The organism is Bacteroidales bacterium, assembly GCA_026418905.1.
In the GTDB taxonomy this organism is placed as follows: Bacteria; Bacteroidota; Bacteroidia; order Bacteroidales; family DTU049; genus JAOAAK01.
On sequence record JAOAAK010000003.1, the window covers coordinates 174,420 to 199,690 of the forward strand.

At 35.3% G+C, this 25,271-nt stretch carries 25 protein-coding genes and 1 tRNA gene; 20 read left to right on the top strand and 6 right to left on the bottom strand.

Translation table 11 applies throughout. The annotated features are described in order from the left end of the window. The first annotated feature begins 1 nt into the window (after position 1). Positions 2–1,468 (top strand): hypothetical protein, encoded by a 1,467-nt coding sequence (locus tag N2Z72_00955; GenBank protein MCX7696245.1) that lies wholly within the window; start codon positions 2–4, stop codon positions 1,466–1,468. Further along, positions 1,465–2,928 (top strand): TrkH family potassium uptake protein, encoded by a 1,464-nt coding sequence (locus N2Z72_00960; GenBank protein MCX7696246.1) that lies wholly within the window; start codon positions 1,465–1,467, stop codon positions 2,926–2,928. The genes N2Z72_00955 and N2Z72_00960 overlap by 4 nt, the downstream gene beginning before the upstream one ends. Before the next feature lie 67 nt (positions 2,929–2,995). Here the strand turns inward: N2Z72_00960 and N2Z72_00965 are convergent, their stop codons facing one another. Together N2Z72_00965 and N2Z72_00970 are read right to left on the bottom strand one after the other, a co-directional pair. Continuing rightward, complete coding sequence (locus tag N2Z72_00965) at positions 2,996–3,667, bottom strand: PorT family protein (protein MCX7696247.1); 672 nt, start codon at positions 3,665–3,667, stop codon at positions 2,996–2,998. A gap of 21 nt (positions 3,668–3,688) precedes the next feature. Then, positions 3,689–3,777: transfer RNA gene (locus tag N2Z72_00970), tRNA-Ser, on the bottom strand. Between the two features lie 63 nt (positions 3,778–3,840). Here N2Z72_00970 and N2Z72_00975 point away from each other — a divergent pair. The 8 genes from N2Z72_00975 (at position 3,841) to secG (ending at position 10,069) form a co-directional block, all read left to right on the top strand. Next, a complete protein-coding gene (locus tag N2Z72_00975; GenBank protein ID MCX7696248.1) occupies positions 3,841–6,462 on the top strand; it encodes a tetratricopeptide repeat protein in 2,622 nt (873 codons plus the stop codon). A gap of 13 nt (positions 6,463–6,475) precedes the next feature. Next, positions 6,476–6,847, top strand: a complete 372-nt coding sequence (locus N2Z72_00980; GenBank protein MCX7696249.1) for a polymer-forming cytoskeletal protein — start codon at positions 6,476–6,478, stop codon at positions 6,845–6,847. A gap of 1 nt (position 6,848) precedes the next feature. Further along, the gene (locus tag N2Z72_00985) at positions 6,849–7,058 is read left to right on the top strand and encodes an AtpZ/AtpI family protein (GenBank protein ID MCX7696250.1); all 210 of its coding nucleotides are present in this window, start codon (positions 6,849–6,851) and stop codon (positions 7,056–7,058) included. A gap of 4 nt (positions 7,059–7,062) precedes the next feature. Further along, a complete protein-coding gene (locus tag N2Z72_00990) occupies positions 7,063–7,407 on the top strand; it encodes a hypothetical protein (GenBank protein MCX7696251.1) in 345 nt (114 codons plus the stop codon). Between the two features lie 63 nt (positions 7,408–7,470). Then, complete coding sequence (locus tag N2Z72_00995; protein MCX7696252.1) at positions 7,471–8,709, top strand: sigma-54 dependent transcriptional regulator; 1,239 nt, start codon at positions 7,471–7,473, stop codon at positions 8,707–8,709. Between the two features lie 2 nt (positions 8,710–8,711). Then, a complete protein-coding gene (gene lptE, locus N2Z72_01000) occupies positions 8,712–9,218 on the top strand; it encodes an LPS assembly lipoprotein LptE (GenBank protein ID MCX7696253.1) in 507 nt (168 codons plus the stop codon). A 3-nt stretch (positions 9,219–9,221) separates the two neighbouring features. Beyond that, positions 9,222–9,737, top strand: coding sequence for a hypothetical protein (locus N2Z72_01005; protein MCX7696254.1), 516 nt, complete (start codon positions 9,222–9,224; stop codon positions 9,735–9,737). 2 nt (positions 9,738–9,739) lie between these two features. Beyond that, positions 9,740–10,069 carry a preprotein translocase subunit SecG gene (secG, locus tag N2Z72_01010; protein MCX7696255.1) on the top strand — a complete coding sequence of 110 codons (330 nt, stop codon included), beginning with the start codon at positions 9,740–9,742 and terminating at the stop codon, positions 10,067–10,069. Here secG and N2Z72_01015 read toward each other — a convergent pair. Beyond that, positions 10,063–11,097 carry an endonuclease/exonuclease/phosphatase family protein gene (locus N2Z72_01015; GenBank protein ID MCX7696256.1) on the bottom strand — a complete coding sequence of 345 codons (1,035 nt, stop codon included), beginning with the start codon at positions 11,095–11,097 and terminating at the stop codon, positions 10,063–10,065. The genes secG and N2Z72_01015 overlap by 7 nt on opposite strands. Positions 11,098–11,186: 89 nt before the next feature. On the opposite strand from N2Z72_01015, the gene N2Z72_01020 reads away from it, so the two are divergent. Genes N2Z72_01020 through N2Z72_01035 form a run of 4 tightly spaced genes read left to right on the top strand, consistent with a single transcriptional unit; the run spans position 11,187 to position 15,978 of the window. Next, complete coding sequence (locus tag N2Z72_01020; GenBank protein ID MCX7696257.1) at positions 11,187–12,641, top strand: aminoacyl-histidine dipeptidase; 1,455 nt, start codon at positions 11,187–11,189, stop codon at positions 12,639–12,641. Positions 12,642–12,665: 24 nt separating this feature from the next. Next, the gene (locus N2Z72_01025; protein MCX7696258.1) at positions 12,666–14,201 is read left to right on the top strand and encodes a glycine--tRNA ligase; all 1,536 of its coding nucleotides are present in this window, start codon (positions 12,666–12,668) and stop codon (positions 14,199–14,201) included. Positions 14,202–14,207: 6 nt separating this feature from the next. After that, the gene (locus N2Z72_01030; protein MCX7696259.1) at positions 14,208–14,393 is read left to right on the top strand and encodes an HTH domain-containing protein; all 186 of its coding nucleotides are present in this window, start codon (positions 14,208–14,210) and stop codon (positions 14,391–14,393) included. Between the two features lie 10 nt (positions 14,394–14,403). After that, positions 14,404–15,978: a S41 family peptidase gene (locus tag N2Z72_01035; GenBank protein ID MCX7696260.1), complete on the top strand. Its 1,575-nt coding sequence runs from the start codon at positions 14,404–14,406 to the stop codon at positions 15,976–15,978. On the opposite strand, the gene yihA is transcribed toward N2Z72_01035, so the two are convergent. From yihA to N2Z72_01050, 3 genes are read right to left on the bottom strand one after another with little or no spacing between them, the layout of a single operon-like run. Beyond that, entirely contained in the window at positions 15,975–16,568 is a 594-nt protein-coding gene (gene yihA, locus N2Z72_01040; GenBank protein ID MCX7696261.1) for a ribosome biogenesis GTP-binding protein YihA/YsxC, read from the bottom strand. The genes N2Z72_01035 and yihA overlap by 4 nt on opposite strands. Further along, the gene (locus N2Z72_01045) at positions 16,561–17,538 is read right to left on the bottom strand and encodes a GNAT family N-acetyltransferase (protein MCX7696262.1); all 978 of its coding nucleotides are present in this window, start codon (positions 17,536–17,538) and stop codon (positions 16,561–16,563) included. Before N2Z72_01045 ends, yihA begins: the two co-directional genes overlap by 8 nt. Before the next feature lie 4 nt (positions 17,539–17,542). Further along, entirely contained in the window at positions 17,543–18,388 is an 846-nt protein-coding gene (locus N2Z72_01050; GenBank protein MCX7696263.1) for a 1-acyl-sn-glycerol-3-phosphate acyltransferase, read from the bottom strand. Positions 18,389–18,636: 248 nt separating this feature from the next. Between N2Z72_01050 and mraZ the strand changes: the two genes are divergently transcribed. From mraZ to mraY, 6 genes are read left to right on the top strand one after another with little or no spacing between them, the layout of a single operon-like run. After that, complete coding sequence (gene mraZ, locus N2Z72_01055; protein ID MCX7696264.1) at positions 18,637–19,110, top strand: division/cell wall cluster transcriptional repressor MraZ; 474 nt, start codon at positions 18,637–18,639, stop codon at positions 19,108–19,110. Further along, positions 19,107–20,024, top strand: a complete 918-nt coding sequence (gene rsmH, locus N2Z72_01060; protein MCX7696265.1) for a 16S rRNA (cytosine(1402)-N(4))-methyltransferase RsmH — start codon at positions 19,107–19,109, stop codon at positions 20,022–20,024. The genes mraZ and rsmH overlap by 4 nt, the downstream gene beginning before the upstream one ends. Next, positions 20,021–20,416, top strand: a complete 396-nt coding sequence (locus tag N2Z72_01065; GenBank protein MCX7696266.1) for an FtsL-like putative cell division protein — start codon at positions 20,021–20,023, stop codon at positions 20,414–20,416. Before rsmH ends, N2Z72_01065 begins: the two co-directional genes overlap by 4 nt. Before the next feature lie 2 nt (positions 20,417–20,418). Further along, a complete protein-coding gene (locus N2Z72_01070; protein MCX7696267.1) occupies positions 20,419–22,563 on the top strand; it encodes a transpeptidase family protein in 2,145 nt (714 codons plus the stop codon). 1 nt (position 22,564) lies between these two features. Further along, positions 22,565–24,013, top strand: a complete 1,449-nt coding sequence (locus N2Z72_01075) for a UDP-N-acetylmuramoyl-L-alanyl-D-glutamate--2,6-diaminopimelate ligase (protein ID MCX7696268.1) — start codon at positions 22,565–22,567, stop codon at positions 24,011–24,013. A 2-nt stretch (positions 24,014–24,015) separates the two neighbouring features. Then, a complete protein-coding gene (gene mraY, locus N2Z72_01080) occupies positions 24,016–25,269 on the top strand; it encodes a phospho-N-acetylmuramoyl-pentapeptide-transferase (GenBank protein ID MCX7696269.1) in 1,254 nt (417 codons plus the stop codon). Positions 25,270–25,271: the final 2 nt, after the last annotated feature.

Sequence of the window (25,271 nt, forward strand, 5' to 3'; positions counted from 1 at the left end):
TATGAAAAATCACTTTCCTTTTAATTTCAAAAGTATCTTACTTATTTTCAAATATGCTTTGATATTGATTTTGCTTGTCTGTATTCCCATTTGTATCATATCTTTCTTTGATAACAGACAAGCTTTTTATGGTTTTTTATTTCTTGAGGGGATTGCACTTCTATTCATTGGACTTTGCCAATTTTTATTAAAACATTTACCAGAAAACGATTTTTTTTCTATCAGAGACGGTTTTCTGACTATTTTGCTCGTATGGGGAAGTGCAATTTTTTTAGGATCTATTCCTTTTTTCATAGGCATTGAAGGCTTTTACTTTATCGATGCCATTTTTGAATCTACTGCCTCATGGTCAACCAATGGAATTACCCTTTACGGATCGGAGCAATTATCCTTTTCTTTGCTTCTTTGGAGGGCATCGTTACAATGGATGGGAGGATTCGGAATTATTCTGCTTATTATTTCTTTTGTTCCATCGCTTGTTCCCAAAGCTTCCAATATCTTTTTTTTCGATAAGAACTCATCCAATGTTCAGCAAATTAACCCGTCAACTCAAGGAACTGCATTAAGACTTTTTATTATTTATTCAGGTTTAACCGTTTCTCTTTTCTTCCTTTTGCTCTTGCAACATATTCCTATGCAAGAAGCTATTCTACTGACGTTGTCTACGATCAGTACGGCGGGTTTAAATTTTCATCAGGGTGATGTTAGTTCTTATTCTTTTTTCATACAGCTCACGTTACTTTTTTTTATGATTATTTCTAGTTCGAACATCTACCTTCTGTATTTTGTTTTAAAAATGAGATGGAAACTCTTTATTGAGAACGACGAAATTAAATGGTATTTTTTAATAGCTGCTTTAGCTATTGCAAGTACCTTATCCTATAGATTCATCTCCAACGAACATTTACATCTCGAAGATGCTTTTAAAGTAGTTTTTAATCTTTTTTCAGTCATTTCAACGACAGGTTTCTATATCCCAGATATATCTCTTCGCTATGATTTATTTATGTGGTTTGTGTTTGTCATCTTGATGGCTATCGGTTCAACTTCAGCAAGCACAGCTGGTGGAATTAGCCTATATAGATTTATCGTTCTTTTTCGTACGATTCGTTCTTATGTGACCAGTGTGTTTCATCCTTCCTCTATTTTGAAAGTTTCATTCAACAAAAAAGTATTACCTACACAAACGTTATTTCAGATTTTAACCTTTTCAACTATATATCTTATTTTAGTATGTGTTTCTATCATTTTACTGACTCTGAGCGATATCGAGCTCCAAGATGCTATTACTCTTTCCGTGGGGTTTATTTCAAATACAGGTAATATCTTAAAAACCATGATGATTTCATATGATTTTTCCTCCATTACTGCATATCAAAAAATTTTATTTAGCCTTCTCATGTTTGCGGGTAAAATGCAAATAATACCTTTGCTTATTATTGTTTCACCAGTTTTTTGGAAAAAATGAAAGCACTACATCATAAGTTGATTTTGAAAGTTTTAGGAATGCTTATCACTCTAGAATCTGGAGCAATGTCGGTTGCTTTCGTTTATAGTTGCTTAGTAGATAACACACCATTAGCTTATTTAGAAGGTTGGCTCTCATCGATCTTATTTTCTTTTTTTCTTGGTGCGAGTTTATGGTTTTTTTTCAGAAAATCTCCTATTGAGGAAATGAGTAAAAGAGATGGTTATTTCATTGTCACTTTTACCTGGATTATCTTAGGCATGATTGGAGCCTTACCCTATTGTTTAACAGGCTATATACCCTCTTACATCGATGCTGTTTTTGAAACTATCTCTGGCTTTACCACAACGGGGTCAAGCATTTTGACTGATGTTGAAATTTTACCCTATGGCATACTTTTATGGAGAAGCATGACCCAATGGTTAGGTGGATTGGGCGTAGTTGTGCTAGCTGTTGCTATTTTACCTGCATTTGGTTTTGGAGGCATGCATCTTTTTGCTGCTGAAACCACTGGCCCATTCAAAGACAAACTTCATCCTCGAATAAAGGACACAGCAAAAACTATTTGGTTGGTTTATGTCTTTCTTACTTTTTTACTCATTATTCTTTATGTTCTTGGGGGAATGCCTACTTTTGATGCCATCTGTCATGCATTTACCACCTTACCATCTGGTGGCTTTTCTACAAAAAATGCTAGTATGGCTTTTTTTTCACCCTATCATCAGTGGGTTACGATACTTTTTATGTATTTCGCTGGAACTAACATGGTGTTGTTTTATAAATTTTATCAAAAAAAATTTAAAGATATAATTCGCGATGAAGAATGGATTTTTTATAATATACTTGTTTTAGGATCAATTCTTCTAGTTTTTCTTATCCTTTTCTTTAAAGGAGGATATGAACTTGAATATGCCCTGCGCCATGGAGCATTCCAAGTGGTAAGTATCATTACCACCACGGGACTAGTTACGGCAGATTATTTTTCGTGGCCTGTAGCCTCTTATAGTTGGCTTCTATTTCTTCTTTTCGCTGGTGGAATGGCTGGTTCAACCAGTGGTGGCATTAAAATGATTCGATTTGTCCTTATTTTTAAAGCCATTCGCAATTATCTCCGAAAACTTATTCACCAACGAGCAGTTATTCCAATTTTTTTCAACCAAAAGCCAGTAGACCAAATAAGTGTTTTAAATGTTATTTCTATTACTGTGCTTTATATTTTGGCCTATCTTCTCGGTGTTCTGATAATATTGCTGATTGAAAAAGATTTCTTCGTTGCTATATCCGCTCCTATTACGGTTCTATCTAACTCTGGTCCTGGGTTAGGATCTATCGGTCCCATTTACAATTTTTCTCATTTACATGATGTTACTAAAGTTTTACTTACTATTCTGATGATACTTGGTCGTTTAGAGTTTATCAGTGTAATTGCACTCTTTCATCGCTCTTTCTGGAAAAAATAATTAAGAAGTACTATATCAAAGTTGCTATCACACTATGCACTTCTGTGCCACATTCATCCAATAAGAACTAAAATGGTATAATAGAAATACCAATTGAAATAGGATACATCTGGGGTCCTTTATTTTTTTCGAATAGGGGGCTCAAGCTGTAAAATGCAAAAACATTGAATAGCTTATAACCTACCGTCATCGTAAGCCCATACCTGAAAGGCAATAAATTAGAAATATTATATGACTTGATTTTTAAACCTTCATCTATCATTTTGGTATGGTTCCCTACCATGAGACCAAATTTTCCTCCAATATAAAATCTGAAAACGTTTTTACCTTTGCTCCGATACCTAAATTCTACAGGGATATCAACGTAAGAGAGTACTAGCTTATATTTATCCTTCTTTTCGGCAAAAGGATGAAATTCAACTACATCATTGGAATCCTTTCTCATTTCAGCTTGAAAATTAAAATTATGAGCAGAAACACCTAAGCCACCTGCCACAGAGAAAGGTGAACTTCCAAATTTTTTTTCCAACAAAATATAAGTGTTAAAACCAGGATTATAAGTTTTGTAATCACCCGAATCGGGTAATTTCATCCATATGTCATTAAAAAACTGAATGTGAAGACGATCGGCTTTCCCAAACCCACCAAATTTTCTTTCCATTTCTTCTTTTTCATCCTCACTAATCTGAGAAAAAAGCGCCAAAGAAAACAAACTTAAAATTAAAAAAAGTTTTTTCATTTAATTTTTATTTAAAATTAGCGGAGAGACAGGGATTCGAACCCTGGGTTCCACTTACGTGGAACAACGGTTTTCGAGACCGCCCCATTCGACCACTCTGGCACCTCTCCTCATAGGCAAAAATAAATTATTTTCCAGAAACGTTATTCATCAAAATTCCATACTTTTGTTTTATGAAAATAAGTTCTACTTGTTCTAATGCTTTATTTACTCTTTTTTTCCCAATGACTATTGTTTTTTGGAATTGTTCTACCAAAAAAAATACTTTTATTGCAAGACAATATCACACCCTAACTGCTCATTATAACGTATTCTTTAATGGAAACGAGGCTTTAAAAGAAGGTATACTGACACTTGAAAACAATCACCAAGATAATTTTCAGCAAATACTTAGTGTGTGGAAAGAGGGTTCTGAAAAAGATCATCAAAGTATTCTGCCCCAAATGAACCGTGCAGAAGAAAAAGGTTATAAGACTATTTCACTCCATAGCATGGAATTTGGTGGAATTGAATATAATAAATGGATCGATGACAGTTACTTGCTTATAGCTAAAGCAAATTATTACAAGGGTGATTTTATCAAAGCCAAAAACATTTTTGAATTCGTAACCACAAAATATAAAAAAAACCTCGAAAGGTACGAAGCACACTTATGGCTGGTCAAAATCGCTTTAAAAACCAAGAACTATCCAGAAGCATTTAATCACCTAACTACCGTAAAAAAAGCATTTGAAGATAAAATTTTAAACAGAAAACTTGTGAAATTTTACTACTTAACATCAATAGACTATTATAACCTTACAAAAAACTATGATGAATCCATTCAATGCCTACAGAAGGTTTTACCTCTTGTTCACTCGTCACGATTTAAAGCCAGGTTACTCTTTATCCTTGCTCAAGTTTATCAAGCAAAAGGAGACAAACAGAATGCTTTTGAAACTTATCAGAAGGTTCTTCAAAAAAATCCACCTTACAACTTAGCTTTTCACGCTAAAATTAATCTTGCTCTAACTTATGACCAAAGTATTTCCACACGAAAAAAGATAGACTTGAATTCGACTCTTCTTAAAATGGCAAAAGACAAAAAAAACGAAGAGTACTTAGACGAAATCTACTATGCTTTAGCTATTTACGAATTTAAACTTAACAACGAACAAAAAGCTTTAGATTATCTGAAGCAATCTGCTCGAAAAAGTAGTAAAAATATTTACCAGAAAACGTTAACCTATTTAACTCTCGCTAATTATCTGTATGAAAGAAAAAAATACAGAGAAGCTCAAGCATATTATGATACGCTTATTACCATCATTCCAAAAGACTATCCAGATTTGGAAACCATCCAACAACGGCAGAAAATATTATCTAAACTCGTAAATTATCTCGTAACCATTGACCGTGAAGATTCTTTGCAACGAATAGCTCGAATGCCCGAACAAGAAAGGCTTGCCTTAATTGATAAGTTAATTCAGCAATATATTATCGATGAAGAGAGAAAAAAACAAGAAGAACGACAAAGGCTTTCTACACTTTTTCAGGATAATTCTCAAAATCTTACCAACGCTTCCTCTTCATGGTATTTTTACAATCCTCAAACAGTTAATTTCGGCAAAATAGAGTTTCGAAAGCGATGGGGGTCACGTCCACTTGAAGACTTATGGAGACTTTCCAACAAACAACCCACCTTGACCTTCGAAGATATTAGCCATCAAGCTGATACCATAGAAGAAGACACTAACAAAGCAAGTAAAAATCCGCGCGACAGACTCTTTTACCTCAAAGATCTACCTTTAACCCCTGAGAAGTTGAATCAGTCTAACCAACGTTTAGAAAATGCCCTTTTTCAGGTTGGATATATTTACAAAACTGAGCTACAAGAGTGTACACAAGCCATTCCATACCTTGAAAGGCACGTTAACGACTTCGTAGAATCTAGTAATCGACCAACGTCTTTATATGTACTTTATACCTGCTATCATGATAACCTGAAGGATAACAATAAAGCCAATTATTACAAAAATCTTCTTCTGAGCAACTATCCAGAAAGTGAATATGCCAGAATATTGCTCGACAGTAATTACTGGACAAAATTGAAAAACCAACAGAAAGTTTCTGAAATTTATTATGAAAACACTTATAATGCTTTTCAAAAAGGTCAATGTGATAAAGTTGTCTACATGGCTGATTCTGCTTTGAAATCATTTGTCGATCCTGTATTGCTATCCCGTTTTTCTTATTTACGTATCTTATGTATGGGAAAATTATATGGAAAAGATACCCTTATATCTTTGTTAAAAAAAGAAATTAAATCTTTTCAACAACCAATCAAAAAAGAAGCTGAGCAATTGCTAGCTTTTTACCAAAAAGAATCATCATCCTCTCAGTCTTTTAATCCAACTTCCGAAAATATTAATCCCCCTGCCCTATTTATGAAACCTAATGAAAATGACATACATATTTTCGTTTGCATTTTAGATGCCAAAAAATCTTCAAGCAACACCATTAAAGCTTTATTCTCAGACTTTAACAAACAAAATTATCCTGACCTCAACCTCTCTGTCGGCAACGTTATTTTGAATAATGAGCGTGTGATGTACAGCATAAGTCAGTTTAAAACCAAAATCGACGCCATGAAATACTATCAACACGTAACCTCTAATTCTGCCCTACTGAATCAACTTCTACCTGCCAATCCCATCATGTTTATCATCAGCGCACCCAATTATCCAATTTTTTATAAAAACAAGAACGAAAATGAATACCTAAAATTTTTCAAAGATCATTACTTTTCTCCATAAAATCATTTGTGTTATGGGAAGAAATCAAGCCGAAGAACAATCCATTCAAAACATTAACATTCTGTCGAACGGAACAATTGTGATAGGAGATATTAAAGTAGAAGGGGACATCCGTATTGATGGTAATGTCAATGGAAAAATTCATGTTAAGGGAAAAATCATCATCGGCTCAACTGCTCATATTGAAGGAGAAATTGTCTGCCATCATGCAGATATAGGCGGAGTGATAAAAGGAAAGTTACACGTTCATGAACTTATCATGCTAAGAAACACAGCCAGAATTTATGGTGACATACAAACTCAGAAAATCAGCATTGAACCCGGTGCTATTTTCAACGGTTCATGTATCATGAGCTCCGATACTCCTAGTTCGAAATCCCACTAGCATGAAAAAAAACGATGATCCATGGAAAAAATTTATTTATTTCTCATCCATTGGATTTGAAATGTTGGCTATCATGCTTGTTGCAGGAGCTATAGGATATTATATCGATGATTATTATGATCACGAAACAAAATGGGTAACTTTAATTGGCTTGTTACTTGGAATGTTCATTTCTTTTTATACGATTTTCAGGCAATTAAAGCAAGATTAAATCGATGCGATTGCTATTTTTATCAACGATTTTACTGGTTTTAGTGATAACAGTTCTCATTTACTTCATCATTGAAAAAAACATTATTGTTTTCCTAAGTTATTTTCTCATTACGGGTATTTATCTTTTGTCAATTTTCTTATTTGACCTTTGGCACAAAACTAAACAAAACATGGTAGTAGAATTGCTTGCTCTGACAGGAGGTAAATTTTTTATCACTATCGTGTATTTATTTATTTTGAAACTTACTTCAGAACCTACTATATTTACCGTTGCATATACACTTTTTTATTATGCACTTTTATTGCTACTTGAAACTCTTTACATCAAAAAAAAATTAAATTCATAATTACTTCCTTTTCTTACAAAATACTAATTTTGCTTTGATGAGTATTATGTTGTTTTAAAATTTATGAATAAAGCAGAAATTCAATCTATTAAACAACGCTTTGGAATTATCGGGAATTCTCCACTTTTAGATCATGCCATAGACATTGCAAGACAGGTTGCACCAACAGACTTGACTGTACTCATCACAGGAGAAAGTGGAACGGGTAAAGAATTTTTTCCAAAAATTATCCATCACTATAGTCACCGAAAGCATGGGCCGTTCATAGCTGTAAACTGTGGAGCCATTCCAGAAGGAACTATCGACAGCGAACTTTTCGGCCATGAGAAGGGGTCATTCACTGGCGCCTATGAGGCAAGAAAAGGCTATTTTGAAGTCGTCAATGGTGGGACTATTTTCCTTGACGAAGTTGGAGATTTGCCATTAGGAACTCAGGTTAGATTACTTCGCGTACTTGAAACTGGCGAATTCATTCGTGTTGGTTCGTCTAAAGTATTAAAAACTGATGTCCGTGTTGTTGCTGCCACCAACGTTAATCTTGTCGAGGCTATAAAACAAGGAAAATTTAGAGAAGATCTATTTTATAGATTAAATACCGTACCCATTCATATCCCCCCTCTTAGAGAGCGGCGAGGAGATATTGTGCTACTTTTTAACAAATTCGCACTTGATTTTGCCGAAAAATATCGCATTCCTCCTATCGAGCTTACCCAAGAAGCTACTCAATTACTAACCCAAGCATATTGGCATGGAAACGTTAGGCAACTTAAAAATGTAGCCGAGCAGATCTCTATCATCGAAAAAGAAAGAGTTATTACCCCCGAAATACTCAGAAAATACATACAGGATATTACTACAACTTCATTACCTGCTTTAAAAAAGGATAGCGACATGCTAGAACAATATACCACCGACCGCGAAATCGTCTTTAAATTCCTGGCTGACATGAAAAAAGATATCCAAGAACTCAAACGGGTAGTATCGCACATTATTGCTGTAACAGGCGTGAACCCAAGTCCAACTTTCAAACAAGTTGAACATTTTACAGATTTGACAAATACTACACCTGATATATCTTTTTCAATTGTTGACAATGCTTCAGAACATATAACTTCAATTAAAGATGTTCCCGCAGAAATCATCAAAGATGATGAACCTCTAAGTCTCGAAAAAAAAGAAATGGAAACCATCAAAAAAGCACTCGAGAAATATAAAGGTAAACGTAAACTTGCTGCAAAAGAACTTGGCATATCAGAAAGAACTTTATACCGAAAAATTAAGCAATACAACCTCAACATGTAATGATGCGTTATATATCTTTAATGTCTTTTATTTTTATTGCTATTTTTTCATCAGCATGCAAAGTAAAATTTACCTTTACAGGAGCATCCATTTCACCAGAACTATTAACTTTCTCTGTAACAAATTTTCAGAATAACGCTTCTCTTGTTAATCCCATTCTTGCTCAGATATTAACCGAAAAGCTTAGAAATAAAATCAGTTCTCAAACGAGACTAAAATTAGTCAATTCAGGAGGAGATATTCATTTTGAAGGTGAAATTGTTTCTTATTCACTTCAACCTGTGGCAATACAGTCAAATGAAACTGCTCAGCTGACGCAACTCACCATTACTATTTTTGTCCGATGTTATAACAAAAAAGATGAAACACAAAACTATGAAACACGTTTTTCTCGTTTTCAGCAATTTCCTTCTAATCAAAACTTTTCGTCCATCGAAAATGACCTCATCGATGCTATTACCGACGAACTGGTTGATGACATTTATCGCAAAACATTTGTAAATTGGTAAACCATGGATTGGGAAAAAATAATAGAAGAACATCCTTATTCATTTCATGGGTATTTTTTTCTTTTAAAAAAATGGAAAACTGAAAACCCACTTCAGTATGCCAAATTACTGAACCATCTTAGATTTAGAGCTCTGGATACAGTTAAATTATTCATACATCTTCAGTCAAACGAAATACCCGAACTCAAGAAAAAATCTTTTGAATCTAGTAACGAGAGTTCTAGCATTTATTTAAAACCTACACCTGCCATGAAACAAGAAGAACTTATTGATCGGTTTTTAATGCTTGAACCTACCATTACCATAGATAAAAATAAAACCACCAATGAAAATGGTGAACACGACTTATCCCTACCTAGCACAACTGAAAGATTAGACATCGTTAGTGAAACTCTAGCTCAGATCTATCTTCTCAAAGGCAGAAAAGATAAGGCTATTGCTATCTACGAAAAATTGATGTTGCTCAATCCGGAAAAAAGTAGTTATTTTGCAAGTCAAATTAAACAATTAAAATTGTAAGTATGTTTTCCTTTCTAATTGTCTTAATAGTAATTGCAAGTATACTTCTGGGATTTGTTGTTTTGATTCAAAACCCAAAAGGCGGAGGATTTGCTGCTGGTATTCAATCCACTCAATTTATGGGAGTTAGACAAGCAGCAGATTTTCTTGAAAAAGCTACGTGGACACTTGCTATTGCGATTTTATTTCTTAGTATGCTAACGCTAGCTTTCAAACCTCAAAAAGTTACCGAAGAGCATAGTCGAGTTAAAAAATATATTGAAGAAGCTAATATCCAACCCACTCATGTTCCTGAAGGAATTCAACCCATTCAACAACAAAACAATCAATGATCATTTTTTCCCCTTTTTATGACAACAAACGAAGGAAAATGATCACTATATCCACCCATAAAATTACCTCCAATGGCTGTCCTAAATGGATAACCTTTAAATGTTCCTTCCTTTTGCTTTAAGAATTCTTCATTGAAAACAAAAGCTTTAAAGTATTGCCATCCTTTTTCTGTGCATAATAGCCCTTTCGATACTATAATCTGATCGAAAAGGCTCCATTTGTCTCGATAAGCATGAGAACCTATTCCTTCGTATTTATAAAGAGCATAATACGGATTGTATAAAAAGGTCTGATGAGCCAATTCTTTTTTTCCTGCGGCTTTTAGTACGTTTAAAACACTTTGGTCTGTGGGATCATCGTTGAAATCGCCCATGATAAAAATTTTTGCCAAGCTATCCGTTTGCAATATGGAATCTACAATATGGCGAGTAAGAGCAGCTGCCGCAAGTCTGTAAGGACGACTTTTTTTCTCTCCTCCCCTCCTTGAGGGCCAGTGATTAACTATAAAAAACATGGTATCACCCAGAAGTATTCCTTTTACCAATAACTGATCTCTGGTTTTATATGAAGTGTCATTAGGGATAATCAATCGATAAGGTTTTGCAACTAGAGGTTTAAAAAAATCTTTTCGATATAACAAACCTACATCTACTCCGCGCGAATACCAACTATCAAATAAAATTGCATCATAATTACTTTTGGACAAAACAGTTTTTTTGCACAAGTCATTTAAAACATGTATGTTTTCTGCTTCGCATACACCCAGAATTGCCGGACCTCCTGGCAAATAGCTTTCACCAATTCGAGAAATGACTTCTGCCATGTTACGTAATTTCAACAAATATTTCTCTGTATTCCATTTTAAAGCTGAAGTGGGCAAATATTCTTCATCGTCAAAACGAGGATCATTAATGGTATCAAATAAATTTTCTAGATTGTAAAAACCGATAGTGACTACTTCATATTTCGCTTGTGATTTTCCGTAAATGAGATGAAAAATAAAGAAAATAACAAGAAAAAATCTCATGACTTTTTTGCAAATATGCTGTTTTTTGTTGAAACAAACATGATTAATATTTTAAAAAAAACGTGCATATTTGAAGCAAATTTAAAGTCATGGAAAATTTCATTTTCAAAGGTGTTGAGCCTGAGCGAGTTTGGTATTATTTTTACGAGATCTCAAAAATCCCCCGCCCTTCGAAAAAGGAAGATAAAATCATAGCTTATCTCGAGGAATTTGGTAAAAAACATGAACTTGAAACCATCAAAGATAAAGTTGGCAACATCGTCATACGCAAGCCAGCAACAGCAGGTTTTGAAAACAAACCCTGGGTATGTCTACAGTCACATGTAGATATGGTTTGTGAAAAAAATCCTGATTCCAATCATGATTTTGAGAAGGATCCTCTTCAATTAAAGATTGTGGACCAATGGGTGATGGCTACAGGAACAACCCTTGGAGCAGATAATGGCATTGGAGTGGCTATGAGTCTTGCCATATTGGAAGACAAAAGCTTACAACATGGGCCTATTGAATGCCTCTTTACAGTAGACGAAGAAACAGGTCTCACAGGTGCTTTTGCCCTCGATCCCTCTTTATTAAAAAGCAAAATACTTATCAACCTCGACAGCGAAGATGAAGGAGTCATTTTCATTGGATGTGCAGGGGGACGTGATACGACAGGCAAAACTAAGATCTCTTATACGTCTATTCCTGCTGGCTTAGCTGCTTTTGAAATCACCATAGGTGGTTTAAAAGGAGGACACAGCGGCGATGATATTAACAAAGGTAGAGCCAATGCCAATAAATTACTGGCACGTATTTTAGCTGCTATCAACGAATCGACAACCATGTACCTTTGTCATATCGATGGTGGAAATCTTCGTAATGCCATTCCTAGGGATGCCAAAGCTATTATTGCTTTTCCTCCAACTGAAAAAGAAAACATAGTATCCATCATCAATACTTACCAACATTATTTTGCCAACGAATACAAGGTTACTGACCCCGAAGTTAAAGTATCTTTATCTGAGGTGTCTTTACCTGATAAAGCATTAGAATCATCTTTGAAAGATACTATTATACGTCTACTTCTTGGTTTACCCCACGGAGTTCTTGCCTACTCTCAGGATATTCCAGACTTTGTAGAAACAAGTACCAATCTAGCTTCTATCAAAATTAAAGAAGATGAAATAGTCATTGCCACAAGTCAACGTAGTTCTCTTGAATCAGCTAAACTATTTGCCAACCAAATGGTTGCATCTGTTTTCGCTTTGGCTCAATTTTCGTACACCCACAGTGATGGTTATCCAGGTTGGAACCCTAATCCCAACAGTCCATTACTTAAAAAAGCTGTGGAAATTTACGAAGAACTTTACCAACAAAAAGCAAACGTTCGTGCTATCCATGCAGGACTTGAATGTGGCTTGTTTAGTGAAAAAATCCCTGGTATGGATATGATATCCATAGGGCCCACCATGCGAGGCGTTCATAGCCCTGAAGAAAAACTACTTATTCCCACCGTCGAACGCGTTTATAAATGGGTACAAGAAATTTTGAAAAGAATCTAACAACAGTTTAAAAATTATCTGATCATGTCTGACAGTCCTAAAAATCAGGATTTGTTGAAAAGTATTATCGCTCACGCAAAAGAGTATGGTTTTATTTTTCCTTCATCCGAAATTTACGATGGATTAAGTGCTATATACGATTATGGTCCTTACGGCATTGAGTTGAAAAACAACATACGCTCTTATTGGTGGAAAAGCATGGTGCAACTCCATGAAAACATTGTTGGATTGGATGCTGCTATATTCATGCATCCACAAGTTTGGAAAGCATCAGGACATGTCGACGCTTTTAACGATCCCATGATTGATAATAAGGACAGCAAGAAAAGATATCGTGCTGATGAACTTATTGAAGATTATATTCAAAAGCTACTCGATAAAGCTAATAAGGAAGTTGAAAAGGCAAGAAAAAAATTTGGGGACGATTTTAATGAAGAATGGTTTAAGCAAACCAATTCCAATTATTTGAAATATGTCTCACAAGCTCAAGATGTTCAGGAGAGACTGAATAAATTACTACATGCAAACGATCTTAAAGGCCTAAAATCACTCATTGATGAGCTTGAAATAGTTGATCCTATCAGTGGAAGTCGAAACTGGACTGAAGTAAGACAATTCAACCTCATGTTTGAAACTCTCATGGGTCCAACAGCTGATGAAGCTGATAAGGTCTATCTTAGACCAGAAACAGCTCAAGGTATATTTGTCAATTTTCTTAATGTTCAAAAAACTGCTCGAATGAAGATACCTTTTGGTATCGCTCAGGTTGGAAAAGCTTTTCGCAATGAAATTGTAGCTAGGCAGTTTATTTTTCGAATGCGTGAATTTGAACAAATGGAGATGCAATTCTTTGTTCGACCCGGTGAAGAACTTGAATGGTTCGAATATTGGAAGGAAGAACGCATGAAATGGCATCTTGCTATGGGTATTCCTGCAGAAAAATATCGTTGGCACGTTCACGAGAAACTTGCCCACTACGCCAATGCTGCAGTCGACATAGAATTTGAATTTCCGTTTGGTTTTAAGGAAATAGAGGGAATCCATAGTCGTACTAATTTCGATCTTAGCCAACATCAGTTATATTCTGGAAAAAAAATGACTTATTTTGATCCTGAAACGGGTGAATCATATATTCCTTACGTGATTGAAACTTCCATTGGTCTTGATAGAACTGTCTTGGCCATACTGAGCCATGCTTACTGCGAAGAAAATTTACCTGATGGTTCTGAAAGAACTGTTTTACGCATTCCCTCATTTCTTGCACCCATTAAAATAGCTATTCTGCCCCTTGTTAAGAAAGATGGTATGCCTGAATTTGCATACAAAATTTATCAGAATCTCAAGCATCATTTTATGTGTTTTTATGAAGAAAAAGATACCATCGGCCGTCGATATCGTCGTCAGGATGCTATCGGAACACCCTACTGTGTAACAATAGATAATCAAACCCTTGATGATTCCACCGTTACAATTCGAAACCGTGATACTATGGAACAAATACGCATCCATGCTGATCAACTCTTGAATTATTTCACAGAACATTTGAAACCTAAAACATGATATATTATGGAAAACATCGTTGAAAAAGTTCTTCAGACCATGGAACAAGCAGGTAAACCATTGACCTCGGGCCAGATTGCCGAGATGACTGGGTTAGATAAAAAAGCTGTAGAAAAAGCCATGCAAGAACTAAAAAAACAAAACAAAATCATATCTCCTAAACGTTGTTATTGGGAACCTCTTAAGAAATAACCGTTTTTCAATGAGAAAAACTGTATTCATTCCCTTTTTGGGAAGTATTTTATTTGCTTTTGGTCTTTGGTTAGGTTATACTTTACATCGAACTTCTTCGAACGAATCCAATACAAGTCAAATAGAACAAACGATTAAGCTGATTACTGAAAATTATGTCGATTCAGTCTCTGATAGCATATTAAAACAATATGCCATTGAAGGCATGCTTGAAAAGCTTGATCCTCACTCCAGTTACATCAGTGCAGAACAGTTTAAAAAGATTAATGAAGACATCGAGGGATCTTTTGAAGGTATTGGAATACAATTTCGTATTCAGGATGATACGATTTTTGTCATTGACGTAATTCCCAATGGTCCTAGTGAAAAAGCTGGTCTACGACGCGGAGACAGAATTATTGAGGTAGACGGAAAAAAAGTAGCAGGAATCAACATCACCAACGAACAGGTACTCAAAATGCTAAAAGGACCTAAAGGCACTCAAGTCCAAGTTAAAGTTTATCGTAAAAATCAAAGAAAAAATATAACATACACCATAACCCGAAACGTTATTCCACTTCACTCCGTAGATGCCTCTTTTATGCTCAATGCAACCACCGGATATATTAAATTAACAACCTTTAATGCCAATGCTGCTGAAGAAACAGAAAAAGCCATACAGATATTAAAAAAACAGGGTATGCAGCAACTTATTTTGGATCTACGAAATAACGGTGGTGGCTTACTTCACGTTGCAATTGAAATCGCAGATATGCTTTTACCAATAGGAAAAACTATTGTTTACACAAAAGGATTAAACCGAAAGGAAATCTTTGAGAAAAGTACAAACTATGACGTCTTTGCTCATGAAAAATTGGTTGTGCTCATCAATGAATTTTCAGCATCAGCTAGCGAAATAGTGGCAGGAGCCATACAAGACAATGACAGAGGATGGATAGTAGGAAGACGGTCATTCGGAAAAGGTTTGGTCCAAGAACAATTTAAACTCAAAGATGGCTCAGCTATTCGATTGACTGTGGCTCGATACTATACACCTTCAGGTAGATGCATTCAGCGACCATATAATCAAAATACGGAGGACTATTACCTTGACTTTTATAAGCAAATTTCTGCAGATGATTCTTTACTATTCAAATACAATACTTATCCACAGGATTCTACCCCTTATTTCACCGTCTCAGGTAGAAAAGTTTACGGTGGTGGAGGAATATACCCGGATTATGTTATACTACATGACTTTAATATCCAACCAGAACTTTTCGAAACCTTTTTTGACCAGGCTTTTTTCAGTCATTTATATACATTCATAGAAAATAACCGATCTACATTCCTTCGTTCTTATCCTAATGAAAAAGATTTTCTTCAACATTTCAACCCCAACGATCTATGGTTAAAGAATACATTTACTGATACTTCCTTTTATAAAAAACTACTACATCTAAACCCCAAAGAAAGAGAAGAAGTTGGCTTTTTTTTTAAAGCATATATGGCTAGAGAAATTTATGGTAATGAAAGTTTTTTCAAAGTCATTTCAACAATTGATCAAAGTATCCAAAAAGCACTGGAGATTTTGAAAAGAAACTAAATTTGTTGTCTTACTATTTGTTCTATGTAATCAAGTATTTCCGAAATGTTATTTTTTTTGAGACTCGAAACAGCTATGTGAGGGGGTAGATCGATTTCAAAGTGGTCGCGTAGCCATCGATCGTACGTTTCTATGTTTCTAACTAACTGATTGGATGAAATTTTGTCTTTTTTGGTGAAAACAATCATAAAAGGCAATTTTGCTTTTTGAAGCCATTGAATAATTATTCCATCTAAAGACTGCGGAGGTATCACAATATCTACGAGGTAAAAAACATGTGATAAATGCGAAGAATATGATAAATAGTCATAGATTATTTTTTCCCATTGAAATCTTGTTTTCTTGCTAACCTTTGCATAACCTAGTCCTGGTAAATCAACCCATAAACACTTGTTTTCCCATCGGTATACATTTAATGTTTGAGTTTTTCCGGGGGTAGAACTGACATATGCTAGCTTAGTACCAGCAAGGGCATTGATTAAAGAAGACTTTCCAACGTTTGATCTACCGGCAAAAGCAATTTCAGGGAGTCCTATCTGGGGAATATCTTTCCAAGAAAGGTAACTACCAATGAACTGTACTTTATTCATTGACTATTTTAGGACGCTTTTTATAATACGACTCAAGGTGACGATGTTTCTTGGAAGGATAAATATCGGGTATGGTAATGAGTATACCAATTTCTTCCACTGGACCAAACTCTGGATTCAAAGCTGAACCAAAAGTTTTCATGGTGGCTGAAAGATTCATATAAGCATTAATAAGCGGAGGAAATATCATTCCACGCTGCCGGACAAATCGATGAAGAATGGTATGATTTTCTTTATAACTAGCACCTTGTAAAATTGCTTCCATTTCCTCGGCAGGACTAAAAACAGGACGTGGCTCGATAGGATAGACCAACTTATCTGGATCAGGAAAATATTTGAAAAGAAAATACAGGATTAAATCTCTTGCTAACTGATCAAACTTCAGATACATGGTCATCTTACCAAAAAAATACTTCACATCTGGATTCTTGATGATCAATGATCCCAAGCCATCCCAAAGATTATCGAGCGAAAAAATACCTTTGCGTGGATCTTTAGACGGTTGATATTTAGGTTGAACAAAGCTTCGTCCTAACTCAATGGTTTTGGGCATGTAATATACTTGAAATATGCGAGAGAATCTAAAAATATGCGTTGTTGCAAGATGGTAATTTCCTCGTTCGTCGACAGGTACATTAGCAAGCTTTATAAAACGATAGCCTCCAACAATTTCTTCTTCTTCGGGATTCCAAACAATCAGTTGAGAATACAAATTTGGTCCCATATCAAATTCATCAATATCAACGGGTTTGCCAGTTCCACCACCAGCCTCTCTAAATGCTATTTCTCGGAGCCTTCCAACTTCGTGCATAAGAGCTGGACGCTGAGGTCCATTGAAAATATAAATTTCATTTTTACCAAAATTTGTATATCGAACAAAAATATCACGTGTTAATTCTTTTTTTAACTCTTCTCGAGGAACTGGCTCTGCTATTGGTTGATAATCAATTTGAATATTTGTGTTTTTCATAATTTTATTGCTTCAATTGATACACTATCTGTTTAACGTATGCTGCCCATTCTTTATCAGAACGAGATTCATCAAAAAATTCGGGATGAATGGGTTTTCCAAAGATGAGGGTAAAATGCTTTTCTTTCTGGCGAAACATCTCGTCTGGCAAATAGATCATTTCAATGTTAAATTTGATTCCTAAACGCTTTCTCCAGTTAGCTAATCGATAAAAACGATTGGAATTTCTACCAGTTATAAAAGTAGGTATAATTTTGCGATTGAATTTTCGGGCTTTTTGAATAAAAGTTTTTTTCCATTCAAGATCCACAATTTCCCCTTTTATTTTTCTCGAAGCAAGGCCAGAAGGAAAATACAAAATTTCCTTATCCGACTGAAAAACTTCTTCTAGTTTTCGAACATTTTCAATAGATTGACTACCAATTTTATTAATGGGTATAAAAAGAGGCTTCAGTTGGGGAAGATAAAGCAAAAAATCATTGACTGGGAATACAATATTGGGATGATACTTACCCACAACCATCATCAAAGCCAGACCATCCAAGCCTCCCATAGGATGATTTGCAGCTACAATGAAACGTTTATTGTGAGCAATATGTTCTTCTCCAATAACATCTAGTTGAATATGGAAATAATCCATGACAGCTCGAACAAAATCCAATCCAATAAGATCTTTGTTTTTCCACAGAAAATCGTTGACTTCATCAACATGCAAAATTTTTTCTAAGTATCTTAAAACAAATCCAGGTATAATTTTTAAAAGGCGGGGATTTCTATCGACTATCAATTGACGGACATCAATGGTCTTTTCCGTGATCAGGAGACTACCATTTTTAATAAGATTACTCATTCCTCTAGTGCTTACATGCAAAATTACACAATTAAACCACAATTTAATTAAAGTAACTTCTTGAAACTAATTGCAAGATCTGAGCAATGATAGTAATTTAGTGGCATTATTTACCACTTTTTGCCACTCTAAAATTACCTGAAAATCAGTGATTTATAAAAAAAAGATATTTTTTTTAAAAAAAGTTTTTAACATTGTGGCAAAAAGTGGATAATTTGTAAAAAAATTTATTTACTTTACAGTCGAAAATGAACAACAATATTTTAATTATTGGAGTACACGAAGCAAGACTGGACGAAAAGGGTCGTTTCAGTTTTCCTGCTGCTTTGAAAAAGCAGCTAGAACAGCATATTGCTCAAGGTTTTATCATTAAACGTAGTATTTTTTATCCATGTCTTGAACTTTATCTGATGCTTACTTGGGAAAAGGAAATGCAATTACTTTCAAAACTCAATCGTTTTGTTAAGAAAAACAATGATTTTATTCGTCTATTTTTGGCTGGATCTCGTCAGGTTATACTGGACGACAATGGTCGTCTGCTTATTCCTCGCGATCTGATTCAATATGCCCACTTGAATCGAGACATTGTATTGGCTAGTAGTTTGGACAGAATTGAAATCTGGAATAAAGACGAATATGAAAACTTCCTTTACCAAAAAAGCTCTGATTTTGGATCACTAAGCGAAGAAGTAATGGGCAACATCCAAAACATAGAATCATGATGATCAAACATCAACCTGTCTTGCTGACCCAAGTTCTTGACTATCTTGCCATCGATCCTGATGGTATTTACGTCGATGCAACCTTCGGAACAGGTGGCCATGCCTTTGAAATTTACAAACATTTGTCCCCAAAAGGAAAAGTTATTGCATTCGACAGAGATGCAGAAGTGATTGACCAATTTTCAAATGAACTTCCACAGAATTTGTTTTTATTTCATTCAACTTTTTCTTTTATTCAACACTTTCTACTTTATACAGACACAAACGAAATTGACGGATTGCTAGCCGACTTAGGCATCTCAAGTCACCAAGTAGATTCACCCCTAAGAGGATTTTCATACTTAAAAGATGGTCCTCTGGACATGCGAATGAATCCACGAAGTAAATTCAGCGCCTATGATGTTATTAATACTTACAGCTATCAAAAACTTACCGATATCTTCAGAAATTACGGCGAACTATCTAATGCTAATCAGGTAGCAGAACTTATTGTTAATGCTCGCACGGTAAAACCTATTCGCACAACCCTTGAATTGGTGGAGATATTAAAACCCGTGATGCCTCCCAAGTCATATTCCTTCTTATCGAAAGTTTTTCAAGCCATAAGGATAGAAGTCAATCAAGAGCTTGAAGAACTTCAATCTTTATTGGAACAAAGTAAAACATGGCTCAAAAAAGGTGGTAGGTTGGTCATCATCAGCTATCATTCTATTGAAGATAGGATGGTAAAAAAATTTTTTTTAGAAACAGAAACAACTCTTCAAACTATGGATACTGAATATTATCTCTATGGAAAGAAGAATCAAGCTACATGGAAAATACTTACGAAAAAACCCATTAGGCCATCCGAAAGTGAAATGCAATTAAATCCCAGAAGTAGAAGTGCAAAATTACGAGCAGCTGAAAAGATATGAAAAAAATTAAAAACTTTTTTAGCAGTTATCCTAAGAACCAAAAAGAAAAAGAACACCCTCCCTTAAGACGAAATATCAAATATTTTGTTAGTGGACGTTTTCTCGAATCCGAATCCATTCGAAAAAATTTACCTTTCATTCTATTCATAACTTTGCTTTTTGTTATATACATATACAATTCATATAAAGGTGATAAAAAAAGACTCGAGTTAGAAAACCGCAAGCGTCAAATTTTGCTATTAAAAAGTGAAAACATTGCTGCTAAAACTCTTTTAATCAGTTATACTAAATATGGTCAGGCACTTAAATCTGCTCAAGCTTACGATCTTAAGCCAACTGATCAACTTCCTTTTAAAATTTTCGTACCTGACACGAGTTTGCAAAAAAAATAACCATGAAAGAAAAAGCAACTCCTCGGAATGATCAACAAACTATTTTTAGTAAAGCCTTTTTGGTATGGCTAGGGGGAGTTGTATTATCTCTCTTGATTTTTTATTCGCTCATCAAGATCAAATTTTTCGAAAAACATACATACATTGAGAAAAGTAAATTGTTTTTCACAGTTCGAGAAGAAACCGTGCCAGCTATGAGAGGAAATATATATGCCTCCGATGGAACTTTGCTTGCTACTTCTTCTCCTCGCTACGACATTTACATAGATTTTAAAGCCATCGATTCTTCATTATGGAAAGATAGTATTTCCATCTTGTGCGACAGCCTCGCAAAGTTTTTCAAAAAAAGATACGATAGCAAAAAACTTTTTCAAGATTTATCAGTACAGAAAAAAAAAGGTAATCGATACTACAAACTGGCCGACAATGTTTCTTTTTACGAGATGAGGCGCCTAAGTCGTTTCCCCATTTTTAACAAAGGCAAGTTTAAAGGAGGTTTTATCGTTGAAAACAAGAGTTCCCGCGAGCTTATGTTTGGAGAACTTGCTAAAAGAACTATTGGATATAAGATCGATAAATATTATGTCGGCTTGGAAGGTGCCTTTGATGAAGTACTTCGAGGAATTGAGGGCAAGAGACTCATTAAACGAGTTGCTCCAAATACATGGTTGCCCCTTTCGGAAAATACCGAAATCAAACCCATTGACGGAAAAGATATCCTGACGACCATCGATATTAATTTACAGGAAATAACACATAACGCTTTATACAATCATTTAAAAAAACAAAAAGCTCATCACGGTTGTGCAGTAGTCATGGAAGTTAAAACCGGGGAAATCAAAGCCATAGTTAATCTTACTAGAATGCCCGACAGCTCATATGCAGAAACATATAACTATGCTATTGGTGAGGGCTATGAACCTGGATCTACATTTAAACTCATATCCCTGATGGTAGCTCTTGATGATCAAAAAATTAAGCCAGAAGATATTCTTCCAACTGGAAATGGGCAAATTGTATTTCGTGATAAAAAGGGAAACATCGTTTCAATTCTAAAAGATGCTCACGAAGGTGGATATGGAAATATTACCATCAAACAAGCTTTTGAGCTTTCTTCCAACGTAGGAATTGCCATGGCTATAATGAAAGCTTATGGAAAAAATCCCTCTGAATTCGTCGAGAAAATAGCTAAAAAATATGATTTGCTTTCCCCGCTGAATCTTGAAATCTTGGGCGAAGCAAAACCTTATATGGTCGAACCGGGTAAAAGTGGATGGTCCAACCTCATAAGTCTTCCATGGCTTTCTATTGGATATGGAGTGAAATTAAGCCCCATACATCTGCTCACATTTTACAATGCCATAGCCAACGATGGTGTAATGGTAAAACCACGATTCGTAAAAGCTTTTCTCTCGCGCGAAGATACCATTAAAAAATTTCAACCTGTGATACTAAAATCACCCCTTTGCAAACCTGCCACAGTTGAAATACTAAGGAGTTTTATGGAAGGGGTAGTCGAACAAGGAACTGCTCAGGTACTAAAAAAAGCCACGTTTAAAATTGCCGGTAAAACTGCTACAGCTCAAATTTCAAGAGGTGGAAAGTACAAAGAAGCTGGTAGTGCTGAGTATTATGCAAGTTTTGTAGGATATTTCCCTGCTGACACTCCAATTTATTCTTGTATTGTCGTAGTAAATCGTCCATCTGCCGGAGAATATTATGGAGGAACGGTTGCAGCCCCCGTTTTTCTCGAAATTGCTGACAAGATCTACACATACATGAATCAGCTTATGGTGAAAAAAACAACCGTCACTTCAATGCCGAAAGTGAGCGCCATTACATCCTACAAAAAACTCAGTCATCTTTTTTCTATGTTAGGATGGCAAATTTCCTATCCTATTCCTCAAGATATTTACGATTACGTAAACGTAAATTCTAAAACTCTCGAAACCATACTTCCCACTCAATCCATTCGTAAAAAAATTCTTCCATCTCTCATTGGTTTAAAAGCACAGGATGCTATAGATGTACTTGAAAAACTCAACTGTACCCCTGTGATAGAAGGTAAAGGCGAAGTGGTGGAACAATTTCCTTTCGCAGGAACAACAGTTTACAAAAACATGAAAGTCACTTTAAAACTTAAATGACATGAAAACACTCAAAGAACTCTTTAAAGATTTACCCGTCAAGATTCCTGAAGAGAATCTCACAGTTCATCATATTACTTCAGACAGTAGAAACGTACAACCTGGAGATATCTTTTTTGCCATACCCGGAAGTAATGTTGACGGACATCAATTTATCTCACAAGCTATTGAAAAAGGAGCTCAAGTGATCGTTTGCAAACATTTACCTGAAGAAAGATCTCAAGCTATTTTCGTCCAAGTAGATGATCCTGCCTTTTATTACGGAGAAGTGTGTGCAAGATATTTTGACCACCCATCGAAATCCATGAAAGTCGTAGGTGTAACAGGAACAAACGGTAAAACTTCAACGGTAACTTTTTTATACCAATTGATGCAAAATATGGGATACCGATCTGGACTTATTTCTACCATCCATTATTTCGATGGAATAAAATATTTACCTGCATCACATACAACACCCGATGCATACGTGCTGCAAGCTTTATTACATGAAATGGTTAAAAATGATTGTCGTTTTGTATTTATGGAAGTAAGCTCACATGCTGCTCATCAGAAACGAATCCAAGGCATATACTTTGCTGGCGGTGTATTTACCAATATAACGCACGATCATCTGGATTATCATGGAACTTTTGCCAATTATCTGCGAGCAAAGCAAAGTTTTTTTGATAATCTTCCTCCAGATGCTTTTGCTCTTTATAACTCCGACGATCGAAATGGTTTAATCATCACTCAAAACACTAAAGCAAAGAAATTCTCCTACGGTATCAATTCGTTTGCAGACTTCAAAGCAGAAATCCTTGAAAAAAGTATGGAAGGAAGTTTACTCTCCATCCAAGGAAAACAAGTATGGGTTCAAGTACCTGGAAAATATAATGCTTATAACATACTGGCCACATATGGAGTGGGAACTCTTCTTGGATTAGATGAAAACGACATTCTGATTTCTCTCAGTCAAATTCAAGCGCCTAAAGGGAGGTTTGAAGTTCAAAAATCTGCGGACGGTGTTTATGCTATTGTGGATTACGCCCACACACCTGATGCATTAGAAAAACTACTTACAACGATCAAAGAATTGAACATTTCTGGAGAACTATGGGTGGTTGGAGGAGCTGGCGGAAACAGAGACAAAACGAAACGACCCATCATGGGAGAAATCATGGCTAGCTACGCCGACAAAGTTATCTTAACTAGCGATAATCCTCGTTTTGAAAATCCTGAAAGAATTATCCAAGACATGTTTGAAGGTGTCAGTTCAGACAATAGAAAAAAAATTTTCCAGATGATTGACCGGAGACAAGCTATAGAATTTGCTTGCCGAATGGCAAAACCCAACGATGTAATTCTGATCGTCGGAAAAGGTCACGAGCCTTACCAGGAAATCCAAGGAATAAAGTATCCTTTCAACGATTATGAAATTATAGCAGAAAATTTAAGCAAAAGAACATAGGTATGTTTTATTATGTTTTCGAATTTCTTGACAAAACTTACGATATACCTGGTACTGGCGTATTTCAGTACATCTCGTTCAGAGCTGCTATGTCTGCCATTACCTCCTTACTTATTGCATTACTCATAGGAAAAAGAATTATTAAATGGCTCAAAAAGCATCAGATTGGCGAAGAAATAAGAAACCTAGGGTTAAATGGAGAGGAACAAAAAAGGAATACTCCTACCATGGGTGGTATTATCATTATCATTTCCACCATTGTTCCCACCTTATTGTTTTCAAAACTCGATAATATTTATGTGATTATTATGACAGTTGCCACAGTATGGTTAGGCATGATTGGCTTTATAGATGACTATATCAAAATATTTAGAAAAAATAAAAAAGGACTCAAACCTCTTTTTAAAATATTTGGCCAAATCGCTATTGGATTATTCGTAGGCCTAATGATGTACTTTCATCCTCAAATTGTTATTCGAGAAAAATATAGCAGTCAGGAAATTGCCATTCAATATCAGAAAAAATGCCTAAAGGAAGCTTCGGATTTCTACAAAGAAGAAAGCAGATCTTTGAAAACAACCATTCCTTTTTTGAAAAACAATGAGTTCAACTATGGTGTCCTTACCTCGTGGATGGGAAAATTTCAGAAATACTTTGAGTGGTTGGTATTTGCCATAATAGTTACGTTTATCATTGTTGCCGTGTCAAATGGTGCTAATCTGACTGATGGTCTCGATGGGCTGGCAGCAGGTACCTCTTCAGTAATAGGATTAGTTTTAGGGCTTTTTGCTTGGGTATCGGGTAATTTCATTATGGCTAATTATCTTAACATTATGTACATTCCAGGATCTGGCGAACTGACCATCTTTATTGCAGCATTTGTGGGTGCTCTTATTGGTTTCCTTTGGTACAACTCCTATCCAGCTCAAGTCTTTATGGGAGATACGGGAAGTTTAACTATAGGTGGTATTATAGCAACGTTCGCAGTACTGATTCGTAAAGAGCTGCTTATTCCTATCCTTTGTGGCATTTTCCTTATCGAATCTCTCTCGGTTATGATTCAAGTGTCTGTTTTTAAGTATCGAAAAAAACGTTATGGATACGATTATGCATCTTCACATCGTGTTTTTCTAATGACACCTCTTCATCATCACTATCAGAAAAAAGGGTTTCACGAAGTAAAAATTGTTAATCGGTTTGTGATTGTTTCCATCATTTTAGGCATTTTAACCATTGTTACATTAAAACTTCGATAAAC